The sequence below is a fragment of the Colwellia sp. 20A7 genome (genome assembly GCF_009832865.1).
Lineage (GTDB): Bacteria > Pseudomonadota > Gammaproteobacteria > Enterobacterales > Alteromonadaceae > Colwellia.
Genome location: NZ_CP047130.1, coordinates 2876756 through 2899735, shown reverse-complemented (window position 1 = coordinate 2899735; position 22980 = coordinate 2876756). Strand labels below are relative to the sequence as shown.

At 34.9% G+C, this 22980-nt stretch carries 20 protein-coding genes; 9 read left to right on the top strand and 11 right to left on the bottom strand.

Translation table 11 applies throughout. The features are described 5' to 3' along the window. Positions 1-74: 74 nt before the first annotated feature. The 5 genes from GQS55_RS12535 to ccoN all read right to left on the bottom strand — a co-directional run bounded on the left by GQS55_RS12535 (position 75) and on the right by ccoN (position 4027). Complete coding sequence (locus tag GQS55_RS12535; protein WP_159820841.1) at positions 75-569, bottom strand: FixH family protein; 495 nt, start codon at positions 567-569, stop codon at positions 75-77. A gap of 182 nt (positions 570-751) precedes the next feature. Then, entirely contained in the window at positions 752-1723 is a 972-nt protein-coding gene (gene ccoP / locus GQS55_RS12530) for a cytochrome-c oxidase, cbb3-type subunit III (RefSeq protein WP_159820840.1), read from the bottom strand. After that, complete coding sequence (locus GQS55_RS12525; RefSeq protein WP_159820839.1) at positions 1716-1922, bottom strand: cbb3-type cytochrome oxidase subunit 3; 207 nt, start codon at positions 1920-1922, stop codon at positions 1716-1718. The genes ccoP and GQS55_RS12525 overlap by 8 nt, the downstream gene beginning before the upstream one ends. A gap of 22 nt (positions 1923-1944) precedes the next feature. Beyond that, on the bottom strand, positions 1945-2589 hold the full coding sequence (ccoO, locus tag GQS55_RS12520) for a cytochrome-c oxidase, cbb3-type subunit II (protein WP_159820838.1): 645 nt from the start codon (positions 2587-2589) through the stop codon (positions 1945-1947). A 10-nt stretch (positions 2590-2599) separates the two neighbouring features. After that, complete coding sequence (gene ccoN, locus GQS55_RS12515) at positions 2600-4027, bottom strand: cytochrome-c oxidase, cbb3-type subunit I (protein WP_159820837.1); 1428 nt, start codon at positions 4025-4027, stop codon at positions 2600-2602. 913 nt (positions 4028-4940) lie between these two features. On the opposite strand from ccoN, the gene GQS55_RS12510 reads away from it, so the two are divergent. Beyond that, entirely contained in the window at positions 4941-5423 is a 483-nt protein-coding gene (locus GQS55_RS12510) for a hypothetical protein (RefSeq protein WP_159820836.1), read from the top strand. A 101-nt stretch (positions 5424-5524) separates the two neighbouring features. Here GQS55_RS12510 and GQS55_RS12505 read toward each other — a convergent pair whose 3' ends face one another. Next, on the bottom strand, positions 5525-7168 hold the full coding sequence (locus tag GQS55_RS12505) for a lytic transglycosylase (RefSeq protein WP_159820835.1): 1644 nt from the start codon (positions 7166-7168) through the stop codon (positions 5525-5527). 78 nt (positions 7169-7246) lie between these two features. Next, positions 7247-8065: a hydroxyacylglutathione hydrolase gene (gene gloB, locus GQS55_RS12500; RefSeq protein WP_159820834.1), complete on the bottom strand. Its 819-nt coding sequence runs from the start codon at positions 8063-8065 to the stop codon at positions 7247-7249. A gap of 79 nt (positions 8066-8144) precedes the next feature. Here gloB and GQS55_RS12495 point away from each other — a divergent pair, with 79 nt between their 5' ends. The 6 genes from GQS55_RS12495 to GQS55_RS12470 all read left to right on the top strand — a co-directional run bounded on the left by GQS55_RS12495 (position 8145) and on the right by GQS55_RS12470 (position 14788). Next, positions 8145-8930 (top strand): class I SAM-dependent methyltransferase, encoded by a 786-nt coding sequence (locus tag GQS55_RS12495; RefSeq protein WP_159820833.1) that lies wholly within the window; start codon positions 8145-8147, stop codon positions 8928-8930. 356 nt (positions 8931-9286) lie between these two features. Continuing rightward, entirely contained in the window at positions 9287-11698 is a 2412-nt protein-coding gene (locus GQS55_RS12490) for a TonB-dependent receptor (protein ID WP_159820832.1), read from the top strand. Positions 11699-11716: 18 nt separating this feature from the next. Further along, complete coding sequence (locus GQS55_RS12485; protein WP_159820831.1) at positions 11717-11998, top strand: hypothetical protein; 282 nt, start codon at positions 11717-11719, stop codon at positions 11996-11998. Then, the gene (locus tag GQS55_RS12480; RefSeq protein WP_159820830.1) at positions 11995-13506 is read left to right on the top strand and encodes a PepSY-associated TM helix domain-containing protein; all 1512 of its coding nucleotides are present in this window, start codon (positions 11995-11997) and stop codon (positions 13504-13506) included. Before GQS55_RS12485 ends, GQS55_RS12480 begins: the two co-directional genes overlap by 4 nt. A 7-nt stretch (positions 13507-13513) precedes the next feature. Next, positions 13514-13786 carry a DUF3325 domain-containing protein gene (locus tag GQS55_RS12475; RefSeq protein ID WP_159820829.1) on the top strand — a complete coding sequence of 91 codons (273 nt, stop codon included), beginning with the start codon at positions 13514-13516 and terminating at the stop codon, positions 13784-13786. A gap of 243 nt (positions 13787-14029) precedes the next feature. After that, a complete protein-coding gene (locus tag GQS55_RS12470; RefSeq protein ID WP_159820828.1) occupies positions 14030-14788 on the top strand; it encodes a Nif3-like dinuclear metal center hexameric protein in 759 nt (252 codons plus the stop codon). Positions 14789-14916: 128 nt separating this feature from the next. Here the strand turns inward: GQS55_RS12470 and GQS55_RS12465 are convergent, their stop codons facing one another. The 4 genes from GQS55_RS12465 to pdsR form a co-directional block, all read right to left on the bottom strand. Continuing rightward, positions 14917-16437 (bottom strand): hypothetical protein, encoded by a 1521-nt coding sequence (locus GQS55_RS12465; RefSeq protein WP_159820827.1) that lies wholly within the window; start codon positions 16435-16437, stop codon positions 14917-14919. Between the two features lie 319 nt (positions 16438-16756). Beyond that, positions 16757-18064 carry a 3-oxoacyl-ACP reductase gene (locus tag GQS55_RS12460; protein ID WP_159820826.1) on the bottom strand — a complete coding sequence of 436 codons (1308 nt, stop codon included), beginning with the start codon at positions 18062-18064 and terminating at the stop codon, positions 16757-16759. Between the two features lie 144 nt (positions 18065-18208). Beyond that, entirely contained in the window at positions 18209-20452 is a 2244-nt protein-coding gene (gene pdsS / locus GQS55_RS12455) for a proteobacterial dedicated sortase system histidine kinase (protein WP_328698836.1), read from the bottom strand. Then, a complete protein-coding gene (pdsR, locus tag GQS55_RS12450; RefSeq protein ID WP_159820825.1) occupies positions 20418-21137 on the bottom strand; it encodes a proteobacterial dedicated sortase system response regulator in 720 nt (239 codons plus the stop codon). The genes pdsS and pdsR overlap by 35 nt, the downstream gene beginning before the upstream one ends. A 302-nt stretch (positions 21138-21439) precedes the next feature. Here pdsR and pdsO point away from each other — a divergent pair, with 302 nt between their 5' ends. Next, the gene (pdsO, locus tag GQS55_RS12445) at positions 21440-22300 is read left to right on the top strand and encodes a sortase-associated OmpA-like protein PdsO (RefSeq protein WP_159820824.1); all 861 of its coding nucleotides are present in this window, start codon (positions 21440-21442) and stop codon (positions 22298-22300) included. Between the two features lie 181 nt (positions 22301-22481). Continuing rightward, entirely contained in the window at positions 22482-22979 is a 498-nt protein-coding gene (locus GQS55_RS12440; RefSeq protein WP_159820823.1) for a MarR family winged helix-turn-helix transcriptional regulator, read from the top strand. Position 22980: the final 1 nt, after the last annotated feature.

The following is a 22980-nucleotide window of genomic DNA, read 5'->3' as shown; positions in this document are numbered from 1 at the left end:
AAATTGAATGAAATAAAGCTTTAAAGGTTAATAGTTGTAGTATTAATTAAATGAAATAACTATTTATTTAAATCTTATTGGGCCTTTATCGGATCAGGTATAAAGTCGATAAACTCACTCTGCGGTAAAAAAATGGTATCTTGTATTTTCCAGTTACCCTCAAAAGAGCTTAGGGTGACTTTCCATTTACCGCTGATTTCTCTATCAAAGTGATGTCTGAAATTACCATTACCATCAGGTGTTAAGGCTAAATAAAAATCTTGATCTTCAAGAGTTGGGTGAAAGAAGTTTACGTGAAGTAAAGGGAATATTTTATCAATACCAGTAGGCTTTATCAGTAATTGATGATCTTTTAATTGTAAAGAAAAGCGCATACCTAACTTCTGTGCTGTTTTTACCTTATCAACTTCTAAGTTTATTGCTTTGCCTTTTTTATAATAATCACCGACAACTAAAGTATCTGCATTAGTATTAGCAATAATATACGTTGAAATTCCTGCGACAACTGCAGTAAAAGGAAGAAAGAAAACTAACCAAGCCCAAGGCTCACTATACCAAGATTTTTTCATAATATGTAATATATTCAGGTGGATAAACTTGACGCACATTATAACGTTTTTTAAGCAGTTGAGCTAGTTTTCTTTATTCGATTTTGATAATAAAAAACCCTAGATAACAATGTGTTATCTAGGGTTTTATCTTTCACATTGATTGTTACAAAACTTTGTAAAAATCAAGGTTATCTTAACGTTTAATCTTGTGAAAGAGAGTAAATATAAGCACTTATTACGTGTACTTTTTCTTCACCTAGAATATCTTTCCAAGGCGGCATTACACCCGCACGGCCATTACGAATTGATTCTTCAATTGCACGCTGAGAGCCACCGTATAACCAAATATTATCAGATAAGTTTGGCGCACCCATTGGTAATCCAAGTGCTAAACTACCTTGTCCCTCAGGACCATGACAACTGGCACAAAGTGCAAACTTTGCTTTACCTGCTTTCGCAAGATCAGGGTTAACCGAACGACCACTTAAACTAATAACGTAAGCGGCTACTTCTTTAACACCAGATTCACCACCAAGCACGTCTGACCAAGCTGCCATGCCTACGGCTTTACGGCCATACATGATAGTTTCTTTGATTTTGTCAGGTGTGCCACCATATAACCAATCTTTATCAGCGAGGTTAGGGAAACCAGTAGTACCATGAGCATCAGATCCATGACATTGAGCACAATTTTGAATAAATAAGCGTTGGCCTACTTTTAATGCTTCACTATCGGCTGATAAGTCTTCAATAGTACGAGCAGCATAAGCATCAAAAATTGGACCATATTTTTCGTCAGCATGTGCCATTTCACGGTCATATTGAACTAAAACACCTGAACCTTCAGCTAAATTTTCTAGTGTTTTAGCTTTTGATTCAGCAAGATTTAAAATGCCTTGGTTAGAACTCTTCCAGCTTAATAAGCCAGTCCAGCTACCTAAACCATAAAGTGCAATATAACCAAATGCCCAAATAATAGTAAGTAAGAAAAATGTACTCCACCATTTAGGTAAAGGGTTATTTAACTCTTCAATGCCGTCAAAACTATGACCCATTGATTCGCCTTCTTTAACACCTGCAAAGTTTTTTAAGCACATACGTAGTAGTAAGATCAAACCTACTAGCGTGCTAAGGGTAAGAACCCAAATCCATATATTCCAGAAGCTAGACATTATTATTCGTCTCCTGTTTGCTATCTTTATCGTGATGGAGCTTTATATCATCTGTAGTTTTATTGTCTTCTTCAAAAATAGAGTTAGCAATATCATCAAATGATCCTCTACGTTTTTTTGAATAAGACCATATAATTATGATGGTAAATAACGCCAATATAAGAAGGGCAAAAAACCCTCTAAGTGTTCCGTAATCCATAATTTATCCTCGGGTACAGTACCTACTTCAATGCATGGCCAAGTGATTGCAAATAAGCAATCAAGGCACTCATTTCAGTTTTGCCTTCAACAGCTGCTTTAGCACCATCAATTTCAGCTTGTGTATAAAGGGGAATAAACTCACCATTTTCATCTTTATGAGTACGGTTCTTGGTTAAGATATTAAATGTAGCAAGTTTTTTGCCCGTCAACTCACCATCAAGTGTATTGATGTTTAACCAGCTATAAGCAGGCATGTTTGACTCAGGTACTACTGAACGCGGATCTGTTAAATGAGCAATATGCCAGGCATCACTATAACGACCACCAACACGCGCTAAATCTGGACCTGTACGTTTTGAACCCCATAAAAATGGGTGTTCCCAAACGTGTTCGCCAGCAACACTATAGTGACCGTAACGTTCAGTTTCAGCACGAAATGGACGAATCATTTGGCTGTGACAGTTACTACAGCCTTCACGGATATAAATATCACGTCCTTCCATTTGTAAGGCTGTGTATGGTTTTAAATTATCAACAGGTGTTGATAATTCTTTTTGAAAAAACAATGGTGTAATTTCAACTAAACCACCAACACTTATAGCCATAATTGTAAAAAGAAAAAACAAGCCAACATTTTTTTCAACTTTTTCATGTAAATTTTTCATGTGGGCTCTCCTAAGCTTCATCTACAGGCTGAAGACTATTATCTTTAGCGTAAATTGTTTTAAACATGTTATAAGCCATTAAAATAAAACCAGCTACAACGAGAACGCCACCTAAGAAGCGTATAAAATAGAACGGATACGATGCAGTTAAGCTTTCTACGAAACTGTAAGTTAATGTACCGTCAGTATTCACAGCTCTCCACATTAAACCTTGCATAACACCTGAGATCCACATTGCTACAATGTAAAGTACAACACCTGAAGTATGTAACCAGAAATGTACGTTAATAAGTCGAATGCTATACATGCGGCCTTGGTTAAATAATACTGGAATTAAATGGTACATAGCACCAATTGTAACCATAGCAACCCAACCTAGAGCACCAGAGTGCACGTGGCCAACAGTCCAGTCAGTATAATGAGATAATGCATTTACTGATTTGATAGCCATCATCGGTCCTTCAAAGGTAGACATACCATAGAAAGAAAGAGAAACAATTAAGAAGCGTAAAATAGGATCATGACGAAGTTTATGCCACGCACCTGAAAGTGTCATGATACCGTTGATCATACCACCCCAAGAAGGAAGAAATAACACAATAGACATAACCATACCAACTGATTGAACCCAGTCAGGTAGAGCTGTGTAATGTAAATGATGTGGGCCAACCCAGATATATAACGAAATTAAGGCCCAAAAATGAACGATAGATAAACGGTAAGAATAAATAGGACGCTCAGCTTGTTTTGGTACAAAATAATACATGATACCTAAGAAACCAGCGGTTAATAAAAAGCCTACGGCATTGTGTCCATACCACCACTGCATCATCGCATCTATAGCGCCAGGGTAGATTGAATATGATTTCATTGCAGAAATAGGAATAACCATTGAGTTACCTATATGCAAAACAGCAATAGTCGCTATAAAACCACCAAAGAACCAGTTAGCTACGTAGATATGCGATACTTTACGTATAAATAAGGTTCCGAAAAATACCGTGGCATACGCAATCCAAACAACCGTAATTAAAATATCAATTGGCCACTCTAACTCAGCATATTCTTTGGTTGATGTATAACCTAAAGGTAATGAGATGATTGCTGCAACAATAACTGCTTGCCATCCCCAAAACGTGAAAGCTGCTAATTTCTTGCCACCAAATAGCCGTGTTTGACAAGTTCGTTGCACAACATAATAAGATGTGGCAAATAAGGCACTCGTACCAAAAGCAAAAATTACCGCATTAGTATGTAGTGGACGAAGACGAGAGTAGGTTAACCAAGGAGTATCGAAGTTTAGTGCAGGCCAAATTAATTGTGCCGCAATGAGTACACCTATCATTGTACCTACGATCCCCCAGATTACGGTCATTACAGTAAACTGACGTACAACATCGAAATTGTAGTCTACTGCTGACGTATTACTTTGAGTCATGTTTTGTATTCCGCAGTGTTATTATTAAGAAATAGCTTTTACGACTTAGTTATCATTAAAATTTAGTCATAAAAACGAACTATATTTGTACTATTTATATTTGCATGTCAAATGGCGTTGATATATGTCAAAAAAATCGAGCTAAATGGTCTATATGCAAAGCAATTTTACCTCTTGGTGGTGTTATAAATCAACTGTTGGATTCGTTTAAATTTGACTTAGATCAAGTTACAGGACTATTAACTCTATTAAACAATAATATTTGAGCGTATTGCTTAATCGTTGAGTTGTTATATTAATAGTTCAAAAGAGTGAAAACATAAATAGAGTTAGCCAAAAAATAAAAAACATTTTTCTGGATAAAATAATTAGTTGTTAATTAACTGACTGAAAAAAATAAGTAAATGTGTTTTTTTGATGTGATAGTGTGTTGTGGTAATTATGAAAATATAGAATAAAGTGTTTATAAAGATATTTGTTATAGCTTAATACCATACAATAAAATAGTAAGCTGTTGTAATCATTGTTATCAATATAATTAGTATTTCTTTTGATAATGTAGAAAAAAATGATGCATTAAAAAATGCATTTACAGGTTTTTATTTTTGTAAATTTTATCTTTTTTTGAATAAAAGCTCTAATTGTTGAAATTAAATCTTACTTGCTATGCTCTTATAGGATGGTTTGAGGTAGAGTTATTAATCGTTGTTGAACTTAGCTTGAACTTAGCTTGAACTTAGCTTGAACAGGTATACCTATCATGTTTTTGTTACCCTAGCAGTAGTAGCCCTGTTGATGATTTTTCAACAGATGTTTATGTAATTTATATAGTTGCATAATTAGTTTATTAAATTTATTTAGTTTAAGGGAGTTAAGTAAGTCATCGCTATTTACTTGAACTTAGAAAGTTATAATGATCAGAATTTTTGTTGTTTTAGTTCTTATGTTTACGCTATTAGCTTGTAAACCGGTAACACCAGTCTCTAGTAATGATATCAAGTTACAACCATCTTCATTTGTTTGTTTAGTCAGTCAAAGCCAGTGTAATGTAAACGTTGATTATGGTCATTTTGATATTCAATTTTCACAAACGGCACAAGAAGGGAAGATTAAAACAGAGTTGCCTTTCTACATTCAATTACATTTCGATGGCTTAGATAAAAAATCTCAAATACAGAGCATATCAAGTTACCTTGAAGGTAAAAGTATGTTTATGGGGAAAATACCGGTCTTTTTTAAAGAAGATCAAAACAATGGCATGATTGCTGAAAGCTTACTTGCTAATTGCAGCGAAGATATAATGACTTGGCGATTATGGTTTACGGTAGAAGTACTTGTTGCCGATAAAGTTGAACAACAAGAGTTTTTTATTGATTTTGATAGTCAACGATTATAACAAACGGTAGGTTATAATCTTAGAAGGTACTTATTCGTGTTTAATTTATTCAATGTAAAAGCAAACGAATAAGTATCCTTTAGATAGTCTTGTTTGATATTTTAAATGTTATTGGTTACGTCAATCGACAGTTTTAGTTTTTGCCCTGGTTGTAAATATTTATTTCTGCTCAAACTGTTCCAACGTTCAATATCACTGATACGGACATTAAACTTATTTGCGATTCGTGCAAAAGAATCGCCACTACGAACTTTATAAGTGATATTACGCATAATTGCTTGTTCTACACTCGCATTAATTCTTGTTACTTCATCACGTTTATCAGATGCTTGTGTTTTTTGCCAAATCACTAACTTTTGACCTAATTTTAAGGTGTCACGTGGTGCAATACCATTCCATTTGGCAATACTACTGCTGTTTACTTTATAACGACGCCCAATATCCCAAAGGTTATCACCAGCGACAACAATATGGGTTTTTTTCAAACCTTGTTGTGGTTTAGCCTGTTTTGAAGCAATACGTTGATCTTGAGATAATATATAACTATCAAGTGATTTAGCTGCAACTGGAATTAATAAGTGTTTTCCTGCTCTTATTTGGTTACCTTTAATGCTATTTACTTGGCGAATCAAGTCGATGTTAGTATGGAATTTTTTAGCAATATTTCCTAAGTTATCACCTGATTTTATCTTATAACGTTGCCAAGCTAATCGTTCACTTTTTTCTAGTTTTGCCAAGTTACTTTCAAAACTATCAACTTTATGTTTAGGTAAAACTAAACGGTGAGGGCCTTCAGGATCTGTTGACCAACGATTAAAACCAGGATTTAAACGTTGTAATTCAGTTAATGATAAACCTGCTAAGCTAGCTGCTTTAGCTAAATCAAGTTGTGACTCTATGTCTACTTGGCTAATCACTTCTTCATTAGATATTTTATAAAGGCTTAGATTGAATTGTTCAGGACGTTTAATGATATCAGCAAGCGCTAATAGTTTAGGTACATAGGCTTTAGTCTCTTTAGGTAAATCTAATGACCAAAAGTCCGTTTTCTTCCCCATTCTTTTATTTTTTCTTACTGCACGTTGAACTCGGCCTTCACCGGAGTTATAAGCAGCTAAGGCAAGTAGCCAATCACCATCGAAGAATTTATGTAAATACTTCATGTACGCTATAGCACCTTCAGTTGATGCAATAACATCACGGCGACCGTCATACCACCAGTTTTGCTTCATACCAAAACGTGTTCCTGTACCAGGAATAAATTGCCACATCCCAGATGCCCTACCATGAGAGTAGGCGAAAGGGTCAAATGCACTTTCAACGATAGGTAATAAAGCAAGTTCGACAGGAACATTGTTTTTTTCTAATTCTTCAACAATATAGTATAAAAATGGTTCAGCACGCTTACCTATTCTTGTTAGGTAACTAGGGTGCTTAACGTACCAATTACGTTGTTCTATTACACGGTCGTTTTCAGGCACATCAAAGGTAAATTGTTGTCTAATTCGATGCCAAACATTATCTTGTTGTTGGGGATCTTCTGCAGATAATGAAAAGTCGACATCGTCTACAGGGTGAATAACATCGATGTTTTCATCGAAGAGTAGCGCTTGGTTTATTTCAGTAGTAGAAGCAATATATTCTGCTTGGTTAGTGCTGTTTTCTATATCTTTATTATCTTGTGACAATAACGTACTTTGGCAGCCACTAAGAAAAATGAATGCAGGGAATAAAAAATATTTCATGAATAACCAGTGATAATTTGTAAGGGAAAAGAATATTAAATAGCACTTTACAGCGCAGTAAGCTTTTAGATTAACACGTTAAAATTGGTCTTTCCAGCGTCTAATTGTAGTGAAAGCATCTAAACTATTCGCCAATGTATTACTATCAAAAATCATGGCATTGGCTTGTATTGTTTGCTCGTGACTTCTTAAAAAGGGATTGATTTGTTTTTCAATTTTAATCGTGGTTGGAATTGTACTTTGTTTATTATCACGTAATTCATTAACTTGATGACTATAGCTTAGTAAATTTTCATTGGTGGGATCTACTGTTAATGCAAACTTTAGGTTAGCTTGTGTATATTCATGCGCACAATATACTTTGGTATCTTCCGGTAAATTTGCCAATTTAGTTAATGACGTTAGCATTTGTTTAGGGGTACCTTCAAAAAGTCGACCACAACCGCCAGAAAATAAAGTATCACCACAGAAAAGAACAGGTGTTATATGATTTTTGGTGAAATAAGCAATGTGCCCATTAGTGTGCCCTGGTAAGTCTATAACAGTAAAGCTCACTTCAAGATCAGGTAAATTAACAATGTCATTCTCTGTTAGTTTAACATCACAGTGAGGTATATTTTCTTTTGCCGGACCATAAATGGTGAGAGACCATTGTTGCTGTTGACAATAAGCGACTAATTTTTTTATACCACCGGTATGATCTGCATGGTGATGAGTGATTAAAATTGTATTAAGAATGAGTTTGTTCTTTTCTAAAAAATTAATGCAAACATCAGCATCGCCCGGATCAACTAATGCAGCTTTAGTCTCGTTAGTGATAGCCCAGATATAATTATCAGAAAATGCAGGCAAAGCCTCAACGATAATGTCTGCATTATTTGTTTTAATTGTGCTCATTTGTAATTTCCAACTTGCTTAAGAATCAGAGTTAATTATACTGAGATTAACAGTAATACCAATGAAATAACTTGTATTTATGAAACCTGCTTTAGCATTTCGACAACCCCATTATCCTAAATCTTGGCAAGACTTACCTAATGGCGACATAATTTTATCGGCTATTGAAAAAACTTTAGAGCCATGGTGGCAAAAGTTTTTTGGTTATCATTTACTAAAAATAGGTGCTTTGAGTCATGAAATATCATGTGAACAAAGCCCAATAAAAAATCAGATCAGTTGTAGCCCTAATCCTTGTTCCGGTACACAACATAATTACAATACAGATATTGTCTGTGAGTTAGATGATTTACCTTTACTAGAACATAGCGTAGATGTTTGTTTGCTTAGTCATGTATTAGAATTCTCTCTTGATCCTCATCATGTCATTCGCGAAGCTAATAGAGCGCTGATTCCTAATGGTTATATTGTTATTACCGGTTTTAATCCATTGTCTTTGGCTGGGCTTAATCGTGTTATTCCTTACAGAAGAAAAACAATGCCTTGGAATGAGCACTTTTTTTCACCTATGCGCGTAAAGGACTGGCTGCAGTTAATGGGCTTTGAAATTCTAAGTGATGAACGTTGCCTACATAGCAGTTTATCGGGGAAAGTGAGTGAGCATAGTATGGCTAATTATTGGCATAGTTTTGCAAATAATTACTTAACTAGTTTAGGTTCAATATATGTCATTGTAGCGAAGAAGAGGGTATTACCTTTAACACCAATAAAACCCAAATGGCAAATAAGAGCTAAATTTAATCCTGTTAAAATTCCTACAATGAATGTTAGTTCTGAAAATAATAAAAACATGCATCATAAATAAAAATTAAATAGATAATGACTCCTAATATTTAATTTAATTTAATCTAAGCTATGCTGTAATTATCAAAGTATGAAATTACAGCTACTAAGTCAACCTTCTCTTATCTGAATTTATTTTATTATAGGTATAAAATAAACCCATTGAATTTCCTTCCATAGTAATTAATTCGCTTGTTCGTAACTTGCTCATAGTTAGCTCGTCGTTTGTTCGAAAATCATTCAGATCGTGCTCAAAACTCATATTCACTTAACATTTAGTGAAAAAGTTTCAAATGTATCATTAAATATATTGCAATAACTAATGCAAATCATTATCATTCGCTCAAAATTACTACCTAACTCTAAAGACAATACATAATGAACTTTAAATTGAAAAAAACATGGCCTATTGCTGCTGCAGTAGCCAGTATCTTGGTAACTGTTTCTCTTCCAACTTTCGCCGATGAAACTAATACGGTTAATTCTGAAGAAAAGAAAGTTGAAAAAATAACAATTTACGGTAGACACAATCAATTGATATTGGAGTCAGGCACTGCAACTAAATCTAATATGAGTTTGATGCAAACACCTGCAGCTGTGGTTGTAGTCGACAAACTGTTAATTAGTGAGCAAGCAGGGGCTACATTACAAGAAAGTTTACGAAATGTAAGTGGTTTATCTCAAGATGGTAATAATTATGGCGTTGGAGATAATTTAGCTATCAGGGGCTTAGGTGTAAACTACGCGTACGATGGTATGTATGGTGGCGCAGATTTAGACAATAGTTACAACCCTACACGTTCAATGACAAACATTGAAAGTATTGAAGTATTAAAAGGTCCTGCTACAGGGCTTTATGGTATGGGATCAGCGGGTGGCGTAATTAACTTAATTGAAAAGAAACCACAACAAGAAGAAGCTTATCAAATAAGAGCCGTTGTTGGTCAATGGGAAAATTACGGTGTTATGTTCGATGCGACTGCTGGCATAACAGAAGACACTGCTTATCGCGTAGTAGCTAATTATGAAACTTCAGATGGATATCGTGGTTTAAGCTCTGAACGTTCAGAGTTATACACATCATTAAGCCATGCTTTTTCAAACGACAATACAATACTTTTATCTGCTGCTTATATTGATGATGCGGTACAAATAGATTCTATCGGTGATCCGGTTCGGTTAATTGATTTAACTTTAGTGGATTCATTACCTGGAAATATTACTGCTGCTGACTTGGTAAATGGCGACATTGACAGTGGCGGCTTACAACTAACTGATTCACAACGCCAAGAGCTTGCAGGTACTTTAGCCTCTACTGATGGTTGGCAACCTTTTGATTTAGGTGAAACTGGTTTGATTTCACCTATCTCTACGCCGAATGAAGGTAAAGAGTTTAGAATCAAACTTCGTCAAGACCTTAATATTACCGATGATTGGACCCTTACTCATCAATTACAATATCGAACTTATTCTACAGATTATGTTCGTCAAACATCAGCTTATAATTATATTTACCATGACCGTAATGGCACCATTAACCTTGACCCTAGAGCGCCTTTAGTTCTTGATGATGTTCTATATCCTTATGCGGCACGCCGACAAGAATATCGTAAAATAAACGCTGACGAGAAAACATTACAGTACTTTGCTGATTTGTCTAACACATGGAATTATGGAAGTTTAAGAGGTGAGCACTTATTAAGTGCTAACTACGAAAAGCGTGATATGGAATATCAACAGCACTCAATTTGGGATGCTGATGATACCAGAAGCGATGCAGTTCCTTATATTTTAGATATTCGCAATCCTAACTGGCCTACGGGAAGTTTTGAAGATTATAATCCATCATTAAGTAGTAAATACGATAAATCTGCAACAGCTTGGGGTTTGAGTTTACAAGAAGTTGTTTATTTTAATGAGGAATTAACCGCTCGTATCGGTGGTGCTTACAGCTCTGTTAAGCAAACGTATCAAAATCAATTTAGTAGCGGTAACCCAGAGCTTGATGCTGATGATGATGGCTTTACTTATAACCTAGGACTTAACTATCAGTTTTCTAAGTATTTCTCTACATTCATTAACCACTCAAAAGGTAGAACAGCTTACAGTGTATTAGGCAGTTTAACCGAGGATGATAACCGCCCTGATTCTGAGTCAGTATCTTGGGATTTAGGTGTGCGTTTTACAGCACTTGATGAAGATTTATTAGGCTCGATTGTCTTGTTTGATACCGCTCGTACTAATCTACGTTATGAAAACCCGTTGTTTGAAGATGATCCAGCTGATGCTGCTTTTAATATTGATGTAGCAGAATATTATTACGACGAGCAAGACAGTACGCAAGGTATTGAAGTTGATGTAAACTTTGCAGTTAACGAACAATGGTCAATGAATTTCAATGCGACTTACCAAGAGCCTGTTACTGAACCTGGTGGAAATGCACTAAGTGTAGTTGATGAGCAAACAAAAGGTATTGCTGAGAAGTTTGCAAGTATTTGGACCAACTATAGTCATCAGTTTGATGGCTTAGCTAGCCCAATAAAATTTAGTATAGGTATGACCTATGAAGATGAACGCTCTATTTCTTCATCTTCATTTGGTATTAACTATGCAATTATTGAAGCTTATACTGTTTGGGATAGTGCGATTAGTTACGCTGGCGAAGATTTTGATGTTCAACTTAATTTACGCAATTTAGCCAACGAGACTTATTATAGTAAAGCTATGTTTTTAGGTGGTTTACCAGGTGAAAGCCGAAATGCTAAACTGACTGTTACTTATAGCTTTTAATACTTAATTCGTTCAACTATGAAACATAAATATGATGTTTTGTTACGCACAATAGCCGCCATTTTTGGCGGTTATTTTGTTTCATCTGCTTTTAGTCTTGCATGCGTGCCTATTTTAGTTTGGTTACAGGCATGTGATAGAAATGACGCAATTATGGTAGCAAGTATGCTCAGCTATGTTGTTTATTTTACTGTTATCATTATGAGCTTTAGCCGCAAAAGTTCATGGCTTCTTTGGCGAGATATTGTGTTATCTATTTGCCTTTTATTGATAACTTTTTGGTTGATGGATGACGTATGAAACCTGACTTTAGAAAGTCTATGATTTGGCTACATACCTACTCTGGTTTGCTCATAGGTTGGTTGTTGTTTACTATTTTTTTGACGGGAACATTAAGTTATTTTAATCCTGAAATAACGCAATGGATGAAACCCGAGCTGGTACATGTATCATCAACAAAAGGCATGGTTAATCGTTCTTTATCCGTGTTACATAAAGAAGGCATTGATGCTGATAGATGGCGTATTTATCTACCTGATAACAGAACACAGCATTGGACTGTTCAATGGAGTGAGGGACGAAAAAGGCATAACTTGAGCTTAGGACCTAATGAAGGGGAAATATTAACACCTCGGGAATCTGCTGGAGGTAACTTTTTTCGAGTATTTCATTACACCCTACAACTTCGTGGCTATGGTGGCAGGTACATCGCTGGCATCGCTGCCATGTTTATGTTGGTTGCTGTTTTTAGTGGTATTTATACACATAGACGATTTTTTCGAGACTTCTTTACTTTACGCATAAACAAGCTTTCAAAAACGTTAACCGATTTTCATGCTATTGCTGGTGTTGTTACCATTCCGTTTTGTATTATGATTTGTACTAGCGGTATTATGATCTATGTCATTATGTATATGCCCTTTAGTGCAGGCCATTACGTTGGCGGTGAGCGAGAATTAAGCCGGGTATTAAGTCCTGGCTTAGAGAAAGTAAACACCAGTGCTACTCGTCAACTCCCTTTGAGTGACTTTGCTATTATTCAGCATCAAATAGCAGAACATTGGCCAGGCGATAATCAAATTCGCCGAATTACTTTTGAAGCACCGTATAGTCAAAATGGTCGAATTATTGTCGATAGAATAAAAGATTTTACACTTTCTAGGCAGTCAGCGCGGTTAGTTTTCTCATCTCACAGTGGTGAACCGTTAGCAGGTTACTCAGAAGCCAGTACCGCAACAGAAGTAAGACGAGTTTTTTTTGGTTTACATGAAGGACATTTTGCTAAAGCAGATTTACGTTGGTTATTGTTTTTTATCGGTTTATTATCTAGCGCACTGATTGCTACGGGCTTGATTATCTGGGTAAATAAACGTCAAGAAAAAGTTAATAATCGTCATATTGGACATGATATTGTCGAGCGTTTAAATATCGCTGCTATTAGCGGCTTACCCTTAGCTATAGTCGCATTTTTTCTTAGTAATAGGTTATTACCTGTTATGTTAGCAGAAAGACCAACAGCAGAAGTTCAGGTGTTTTTATTGACTTGGTTGGCTTGTTTACTTCATAGCTTTATACGCCCAGTTAAAAGTGCTTGGATTGAACAATTATCAATTACGGCATTAGGCTGTTATTTGATACCGATCATTGATTTACTTCAAGACAGTCAAAGATTAGAAAACGCCATCATAAGCGGTAACTCTGCTTACCTAACGTTTACATTGTTTATCATCTTTACGGGATTAGCTTTCATGAAAACAGCGGTTTGGTTGAATAAAAAAGAGTTTGCTAAATTGGTTACAGTAGAGTGATAAAGTAATGCTTATTGTCTTTATTACGCAGATTATTGGCTTGCTATGTTTGTCATTGAGTATGGATAAACATTTCAAATCTATTTTTAAAAGAGCGCTCACGTCACGCTTAAGCCTTTATTTTAAAATTTCAGGCTGGTTGACTATTATGATGTCATTATTATCAGTTTCTCTGATGTCTTTCACCTTTTCCATCGCCATTCTTTATTGGTTAGCTTTTTTGTCTGTTAATATTTTATTTGTAGTGCTTATTTACAGTTCTATTTCGGCAAAAAAATAATCATCTACAAAGTTATATAAATAATACAATACAAGACAAAGAAGGTGGTTTTGATCGTGTGATCACTACAGCTATTCATTATAATTACGGAGCTAAATAGTAGCTTATCCCAAATTTACATATCATTTTTACCTAATTAATTATCATGTACAGTGGTTAGATCTAATGTTAACGCATGATAAATGCCTGATGATCTAGTATCATATTTTTATTCTTAGTACGTTTTATAAAAGATTAAAAATAATGAATAGAAATGAGTTAGAGCAATATTTAGATAAGTTATTAACGCCCGCAATAATAAAGGATTACGCTCCTAATGGGCTGCAAATACAAGGCAAAGAAGAAATAACTAAAATAGTTACGGGTGTAACAGCGTCGCAAGCATTAATTAATAAAGCTATCGATGAGAAGGCTGATGCAATACTCGTTCATCATGGATATTTTTGGAAGAATGAGTCTTATGTTATTCGAGGTATGAAGCATAAGCGTATTAAAGCGTTACTTGATAACGACATTAGTTTATTCGCCTACCATTTACCGTTAGATATTCATCCAACGTTAGGTAATAACGCACAATTAGCAAAACTGTTAAACATTGATATCACTGGACCACTTGAGTTAGGTAATAAGTTAAGCGTCGCTATACAAGGTGAGTTAACTGAAGAATCTTCAAGTGATGTATTCGCTCAAAAAATTAGTGAAAAACTTAATCGAACTTGCTTACATATTGCGCCTCCATCAAATAAGCCAATTAAAACGGTTGCTTGGTGTACTGGCGGTGGACAAGATTATATTGAGTTAGCAGCAGAGCAGGGCATTGACGCCTTTATTTCTGGTGAAGCTTCAGAAAAGACTACACATATTGCTCATGAAATGGATATACATTTTTTTGCTGCAGGTCATCATGCAACTGAGCGTTACGGCGTTAAAGCTTTAGGTGAATACTTAGCAAAAGAGAAAAATATCGATGTTGTTTTTGTGGATATCGATAATCCAGTCTAGCGTTTAAGCACGAGCCAATAGACCCTGTTATTAGTTTACCATTATTGATTTTTTAGCACAAAAAAAGCCTACTTAATTATTTTAAGTAGGCTTTTTAATTTTTATCTTCAGTTACTTATCGAATAATATTAATTATTACTTTGATTAGTAAAGGTCATTTTATATCCAGTTGCACTATCAGCATCTTTCTCTAAAATAATAAATTGGTTTGTACTATCTTCATCAAGTGTTAACTGAGTTGATGCTAGCACTATGTTACTACTATCAAGGCTACCAATAGCATAAATAGAGTATGTATTGTTAAGTAGTTGAGCGGTAGTTGGTACTGCAAAAATAGTCGTTAAACTTTGTGATGCTGTTTCAATTATTTCATCATTTAAAACAAAATAAACTTTAACACTAGAAAAATCGTCAATGATTTCATCTTGGTCAATTAAGTTAATTACTGTCATTGCATGACTATAAATATTTTCAGAAGTACTATTAGTCACAACAAGTGAATTCAGTGTGATTTCTAATTCATCAATATAACCATCACCATTTTCATCGATATCACCATCCCCATCTTCATCTACAGCTTCTTCTAACAAGTAAAGGAAGATAGTTTTGTCAGTATTTTCATTTAGTGGTAATAGGTGGTTACTGATGATCTTAGTTTGATTCTCAGATGAAACGACATTCATACTGTAATCACCTGATTCAATAATAGTTGATGGACTAAATTCGCCATAACCAAGTGAAGCAACTTCTGGTGTCTCATCAATTGAATTGATGTGAAAATCGATATTTTTTTCATAGCCAGGTAGTAATTCATTTTCTACAATACCATTGTATACACGGTAGCTAGCTTCAGCACCAGAATCTGTAAATTCTTGTGTAGTAGAAGTAGATACAACATCGATAAGGAATGGCGATGAACCAACACCCGTATTTGCTCTAATTACGATGATATATTCAGATGCGTAAGGAAATGAGATATCTTCTGAAGTAAATAAAACGTCACTTTCACCTGCTGACGTAATGTAGAAAATATAGCTATCCTGATCTAATTTTTGGTTTTCAGACAATTCAGTGTAACTAGTTTTATTTAGTAGTTGAGCTTCATTGAATGTTTCATCAGCTTCTGAATAATAGAAATCTAAACCAGCTGACCAATTATGCATGTTGAGCACTTTAATATTGAAAAGGTCATCATCGCTATCATCATTTAGCTCATCATCGTCTCGAACAGGAAGTTCATAAACTAAAACTTGTGGTGCTTTAATGTCTTCTGAGATAACAATAAATTCAACGCTTTCATTACTGATTTTTAGTTGGTCTTCATAAACAATTTCTAAATCGCTTTGATTTCCAAACTCGTTTTGCCAAGCTAACTCAATATCATAAGTGTCAGGCTCATAAGAAAAGCGACTACTCGTGTTCGTAAATGATATTGCAGAATATGTTTGTTCAACATAATCATCATCATCATATTTATCTATTGTTAAATATATTCCAGGAGCGTTTGGCGATAAGTTATATAACTGCACATAGCCTGTTTTAGAACTAGAACTACCACCACAACTCATTAACGTGAATGAAAATAGTAGAACACACCATAGCGGTATATTTTGTTTAAATTGAAAATATAGAGAATTATTGTTTGTCATTTGTTTACCTTTTATAAATTACCACTATCAGAACATTAAATTTAGGGCAATATTGACCCTTAGCTAGATTACTCACATTTTAAGCAGTTAAGTTAACCTGGTTATTATTGTACTTGCAGATAGAGTGTATTGCTCGTAATAAGTTCACCATATAATAACTGATTTAGTGAAATTTACATAACTTTACATAACTTTACAACATTAATGGTATTACAAGCATGGTAAAAAGCAAATAACAGTACTATTTGGCCATTTGTAAATATCAAGCTATAAATTTAAATCTATCTGAAGCCACGCGTAAAATTTCAATAATAGTACATTATGTTCCTATTATATTTAATCCACATACCCGAAGAGTTTGCCCAGAAATAGCAAAACTAAGCTCATCACCTAAAAAAGTAACGGCTTCTGCAACATCAATAGGTAAACCTCCTTGTCCTAAGGCATTCATTCTTCTTCCCATTTCACGGGTAAAAAAAGGCATTTTTTTAGTCATTTGTGTTTCAATAAAGCCTGGAGCTATGGCATTGATAGTAATTTTCTCACGGGCTAACTTGGTATTCATACTTTTAACATAACCAATAATGGCAGCTTTAGAGCAGGCGTAATTAGTTTGTCCGCCTTGGCCAGCGATACCATTCATAGAAGACAAGCAGATGATACGTCCACCTTGGTTAATGGACTGCTCCATTAATAATGCTTTATTAATACGCATAACTGAAAGTAAGTTTATATTAAGGGTTTGTTGCCAGAGGTTTTCGGGCATTTTAGCTAATGTTTTATCTCGGGTTATACCCGCATTATGTACTATTAGATCAAAACCACCGTGCTGTTTAGCCAAGGTAACTAGTTTACTTCCGGCATCATTTGCTGATACATCTAAAATGACACTTTCACCTTGTAATGTTTTCATCACATTGGTGAGTTGTATTTTCATTGGTTCTATATCGATGCCTATTACAAAATATCCCTCATCAAATAATCTTGAAGCTATAGCGGAGCCTATTCCTTGCCCTGCACCTGTGACTACCGCTATTTTTTTCGTCTTTGAGGGAGGATTTATCAAATTATTTACAGCATTTATGGTTAATGTTTGGCCGCTAATGAAGGATGACTTGCTCGATAAAAAAAAGTTTATAGGGTTTGATAATGCTAAGTGACTATCATGGGCTTCATCAGCAATAAAAATAATATTAGTAGTACTAGCTTTTCTGCCAACTTCTTTAGCTAAACTTTTACTAAAACCTATTAATGACTGACTAAAGGTATTTTCATCTACATTTTTATTGGGTGATTGTGCATGAGCAATAATTAATATTTTTGCATTGCTATCTAGGTGCCTAAGAGTATTTTTAACAGTTAAATATAATTGTTGGTAGCTGCTTTCATCAATATAATTGGTTGCATCAATAATAAGTGCTGCAATAGATTTTTCGGTTAAATCAGAAGCACTTTTAATTATATTAGTTGGTAGTTGAAGTAAGGCTTGTTCAATATTCGAATTAATTTGCTTACTTATACTTAATAAAACGACGTTTTCGGGTAATGAATTTTTACTATTGAAGCGCTTTAAAGAAATCGGCTCAGGAAAGCCAAGCAAAGAAAAAAACTTATTGGTTAAGCTCATGCGGTTTATTTTTAATAGGATGATACTTTCAGTTTAACAAATTAATTTGCACAAGTTGCTAACTTTAGCTTCCTAACTTTAGCGCTAAAGTTAGGAAGCTAATATTAAAACTTAACTTTAGTGACCTAGCTTTAGCCATTCAACTTAGCGAATAAGCTTTAATGGTAAGCTAATTTCTATCGTTACACCGTCAGGTGAGTGATGGTTATATGCACTAATTTTACCTTGGTGAAATTGACAGATTAATCGAGCAATGTATAACCCTAAACCAAGATGAGGCTGTTCGGGGATTTTTTTATTAGCTGAATAATGTTCGCGTAAGGAAACCATCGAATCAAATAAGCTTTCATTTAACAGTTTAGGTAATAGAATACCATTGTTATGAATTAATAATGTCACCTGTTCGTCATGTTGTTTTAAGTCAAAAGTTACAATGTTATCTTCACTAAACTCTACAGCGTTACTGACTACTTTATCTAGTAATTGCACAATATGCTCTGGTGAGCCTTTAAACGTTAACTTAGCAAGGTCAGTGTTTAATATAAAAGTATGCTCTTTATATACTTGTCGATAACCAGCAATACAGCCAGAAACAACGGTATTTAAGTCAAAATCAATTTTTTCTGTGCTAGATAACATTTGCTCAAGCCGAGTTGCTTCGCTCATGTTTGTTAAAATTAAGTTTAATGTATTAATGCCTGTTTGCGCTCGTTCAATATAGGGATTACTCTCGATAGACTTGCCTGTTGTGTTATCAGTTAATAATTTTTGCTTTTCCTGTATAGCAAGATTTTCTAAAGATGTTTTTACCACTGCAATAGGCGTTCTTAATTCATGAGATAAACGTGAAGACATGCTTTCTAAGTAGTGATTATATTCGCTAAGTCGATTAACGGCAGTGGTAAAACTACGTGACAAATCACCAATTTCATCATGACTATTAGATGGCGATATTTTGCCGATAATACGTCCTTGGGGATCAATGGCGTGTTCGGCTTGGTTAGATAAGTGTCGAATACGTGATGAAATGCGTGTAGCAAAAATAATAAAGGTTAATGCCCCTAAGGTCATTATGGCTAAAATTACAGTAAACAGCTTTTCTAAAGCCCTGTTTCTTAAAGTACGTATACCATTAGTTGTTTCTTCTACAATCACCGCACCTTGCACTTTTTCGTTAATAAAAATAGGGTAGGCGGCAGATAAAACTAATGCTTGTTTGTCTGTTGTTAATCGCCACTGAGATTTAGCTTTGCCTGATAGTGCATTAACAATATGCTCGCCACTTAAGTGACCTTCATCGTAAATTTTGTCAATGAAATCTGCTGGGGGTTTTGTGAGTACTTTATAATATAAGGGCAGTAATACTTGTTGTTTAAATTGATACCATAAACTATTTTCTTCTTGCTCATCTAGGGGATTTTCTTTCGTGTGCCAAACACCACTAGCCGACTTTAACGAGCCTGCACTGGCGAGTACTCTATGATGTTGGTCAACAACCCAGATACTCGAATTAGTATAGCGCATACCTTTTACAATACGTTCAATTTCAGGCGAAGGAACTAATATGGTACCCAAACTATTGAGCTTGCTTGGATCAGCAGAGCCAATAGCGGAAATAGCATCTCCTAGAGGGCGATCAACATCAAAAAAAGCAAAGGCAATTTTATCACCTAGCGTTTTTAACGGAACACGTAATTCAATATTATAACCTTGAGGTGTTAGTAACCAGTGCCCTTGGATCTGCGGCGCTGGCTTAGGGATATCATCAAGATCATCAGTAATGCTAAAGGCTGATATCCAACCGGCTTGTTTATTACTGATAATAAAACGATTTAACTCATTGTTAGTGTCGCTAAATGATAGGGCTAAATGATCATTGTTAGTGATACTACGGTTATTTTTACCACGGAAGGTGACTTTATTATCAACGACTTGAAAAAATAGATATAAATATTTGTCATATTTTCCGACACTTGCCTTAAAGTTCAAGCTTAAGGCTTCATTTGCAAATAGCTGTTGTTGTTGATTGTAAAAATGGGCTCTTTGTGAAAAATTTGTCCAATCATTAGATAAGCCGTCCAGTTGGATCGCTTCAGTGAACTGATAGCCGTATAAATCTTTACCTTGTTCTACGCTAGGTAAAAAACTGGCTTGGTTGTTAAATAAATTTTCACGTTCATGTAATGCTGTCGCTAATGCTCTAGCAGTGCCTACTAGTGTTTGCTCTTGCCCAAAGCGTAAATACTTTTCCATTTCCCATACATATTGATAGCCAAACCAAGGAATGACAAAAAGAAAGCTAGAAAGTAATAATACTTTTGCTCTTAAACCTATGCGTAGTTGAAAAAACTTATTATTGGGCATACGCGTCAGTGTTATTGATTTCACTTAACCAGCGATACCCCATACCATAAACGGTTTCAATGCAGTCAAAATGTTCATCGGTTTTAATAAACTTTTTACGTATACGTTTAATATGTGATGTTATGGTGCTGTCATCAACGTAAATTTTTGAATCGGTCATTAATTGAGTACGGTTTTTAACATGACCAGGGTGCTTGGCTAGTGCATGTACTAACCAAAACTCAGTAATCGTTAAATCAATTGATTTATTTTGCCAAGTAATGGTCATACGTTGGCTATCAATAGTTAAGGATCCTGTTTGGGTAATATGATCATTGTTAATAGGTTGTTTAAAGGCTTCTTGGCGACGAAATAGAGCTGATATACGCGCAGTTAAATGCGGTAAGCTAATATCTTTTGTTAAATAATCATCTGCACCAATACGAAGTCCGGACACCGTATCAAAATCATTATCGCGAGCGGTTAAGAAAATGATGGGTAAACTCGCTGATTTGGCGCGTAATTGCTGGCATAAAACAAATCCACCCTCATATTCTTGATTCAAACCAATATCTAAAATAACTAAATTAGGTAAACGTAAATTGAAAGCTTGTGTTGCTGTTTCTCGACAGGCATAAGTTTGCACTTGATAACCTTGGGTACGCAATACATCAGCATAATTTTCACGTATAGCGGCTTCATCTTCAACAATAGCAATTCGTTTGGTCATTTATAAATACTTTAATAATTTTTGATAAAGGTAATGAGTTAATAGTCTTTATCATAATGTTACAGAAAACAACGTATTGAATGGTGAAAAACATTGAAACAATACCGTGGTCTTCGACTATATCTAACTTTTACTATTTTCGCGCCTTATTTTTGAAATTGCCATATTGTTGCCACAATTGCTCACCGATTTGCCTTTATTACTACATATTACGGCCTTTTTATTAAGCTTTAATAGCTTACGTCAACAAACAACACATAAACGTTTACTCAACTATAGCCAATATGAAAAAGGAAAATATTATGACAAACATGCAACCTACTATGTTAAAAGAGCAGCAAACAAAAAGCGTACAAGCTAATTCAGCAAATCATTATACAAAAATATTACTTGCTACAATACTTGCGACTACAATTGCTAGCACCTCAGTTTCAGCGTTTGAAAATGACATTGATAAAAAGTTAACGTTAGCCGAAAAGCAGCAATCAAAAACGAACAATGAAAATATTGGTTTTGGTACAGGCGCTATAATTGGTGGGATTGCCGCAGGGCCTTTAGGTGTCATTATCGCAGGTTTAGGCGGCTCTTTAATTGCGAAGTTAATGAACGCGAATGATGACAACGAAGAGTTAACAGCAACGCTGTTACAAGAAAAGCAAACTTATCAATTATCGAGTGAGCAGACTAAACAACAATACCAAGAAAAATTACAGCACTTAGAAGAATCTTATCAATACCAGTTAGCTGCACTTGAAAACCAACAAAAAAAAGAAGGGCAGTTACAAGCAGAGAAACTATTAATGAGTTTGCAGTTTTCGACTGGCTCAAGTGATATTGCTGCACATTATCAAGAGCAAGTGGCAGCGTTAGCAAGTATATTAAATAACTCCCCAAACATGAAAATTGATTTGTCAGGCTATACAGATTTAACGGGCGAAGAAGTACATAATCAAGCATTGTCAAAAGCCAGAGTCAATTCAGTAAAAACACTATTAATGGCGCAAGGTGTTGATGAACAACAAATAGCAACTTTTGCTTTTGGGGAAAAGTCACCTGTTGTCGCCAATAACGAACGAAAAATGAGTTTTTATGATCGACGTGTATTGTTAAAACTATATAAACCATCAGTATTAGAACATAATCAGATGGCAAATAATAATTAACTTACTGATATTAATTAAGTTAATTATTAGAGTTAACTTAGCCATCATAGTTAGCTATATTTTGTGCAATGAATAGAAAAACTATGTTTTTACTTGATAAAGGTGCCTATTTCATAATTTGTCTAGGCACTACTTTTAATTTTGATTAAACTAAGGGAAATTTAAGTAAAAGTAGTTTTTCATGGAAAAGCATCAAGAGTTATTAATCGCTTTAAGAAAAGTGATTAGAGCGATAGATTTACATTCAAAGCACTTGAGTAAAACCTCAGGTTTAACCAGCCCACAATTATTAATTATGTTAGAAATTGATAAAATGTCAGGGGTAAACTCTAGTCAAGTCGCTAAAAGTGTTAACTTAAGTGCAGCAACGGTAACTAATATTCTTGATCGTTTAGAAAATAAAAACCTTGTTTCAAGAGTTAGAGATACACAAGACAAACGTAAAGTTGGTTTGTATTTAACAGACCAAGGCAAGGCCCTTTTACTTAATGCCCCACAAGCACTTCAAGAACATTTTATTGAAAATTTTTCTAATCTAGCACAGTGGGAGCAGTCACAATTATTATCTTCACTTGAGCGACTTGCTGAAATGATGGATGCTAATGAAATTGATGCTGCGCCAGTATTAGAGCTAAATGCAATGAACGCCAGTATTGCTAACAAAACTGACGTTTCATAGG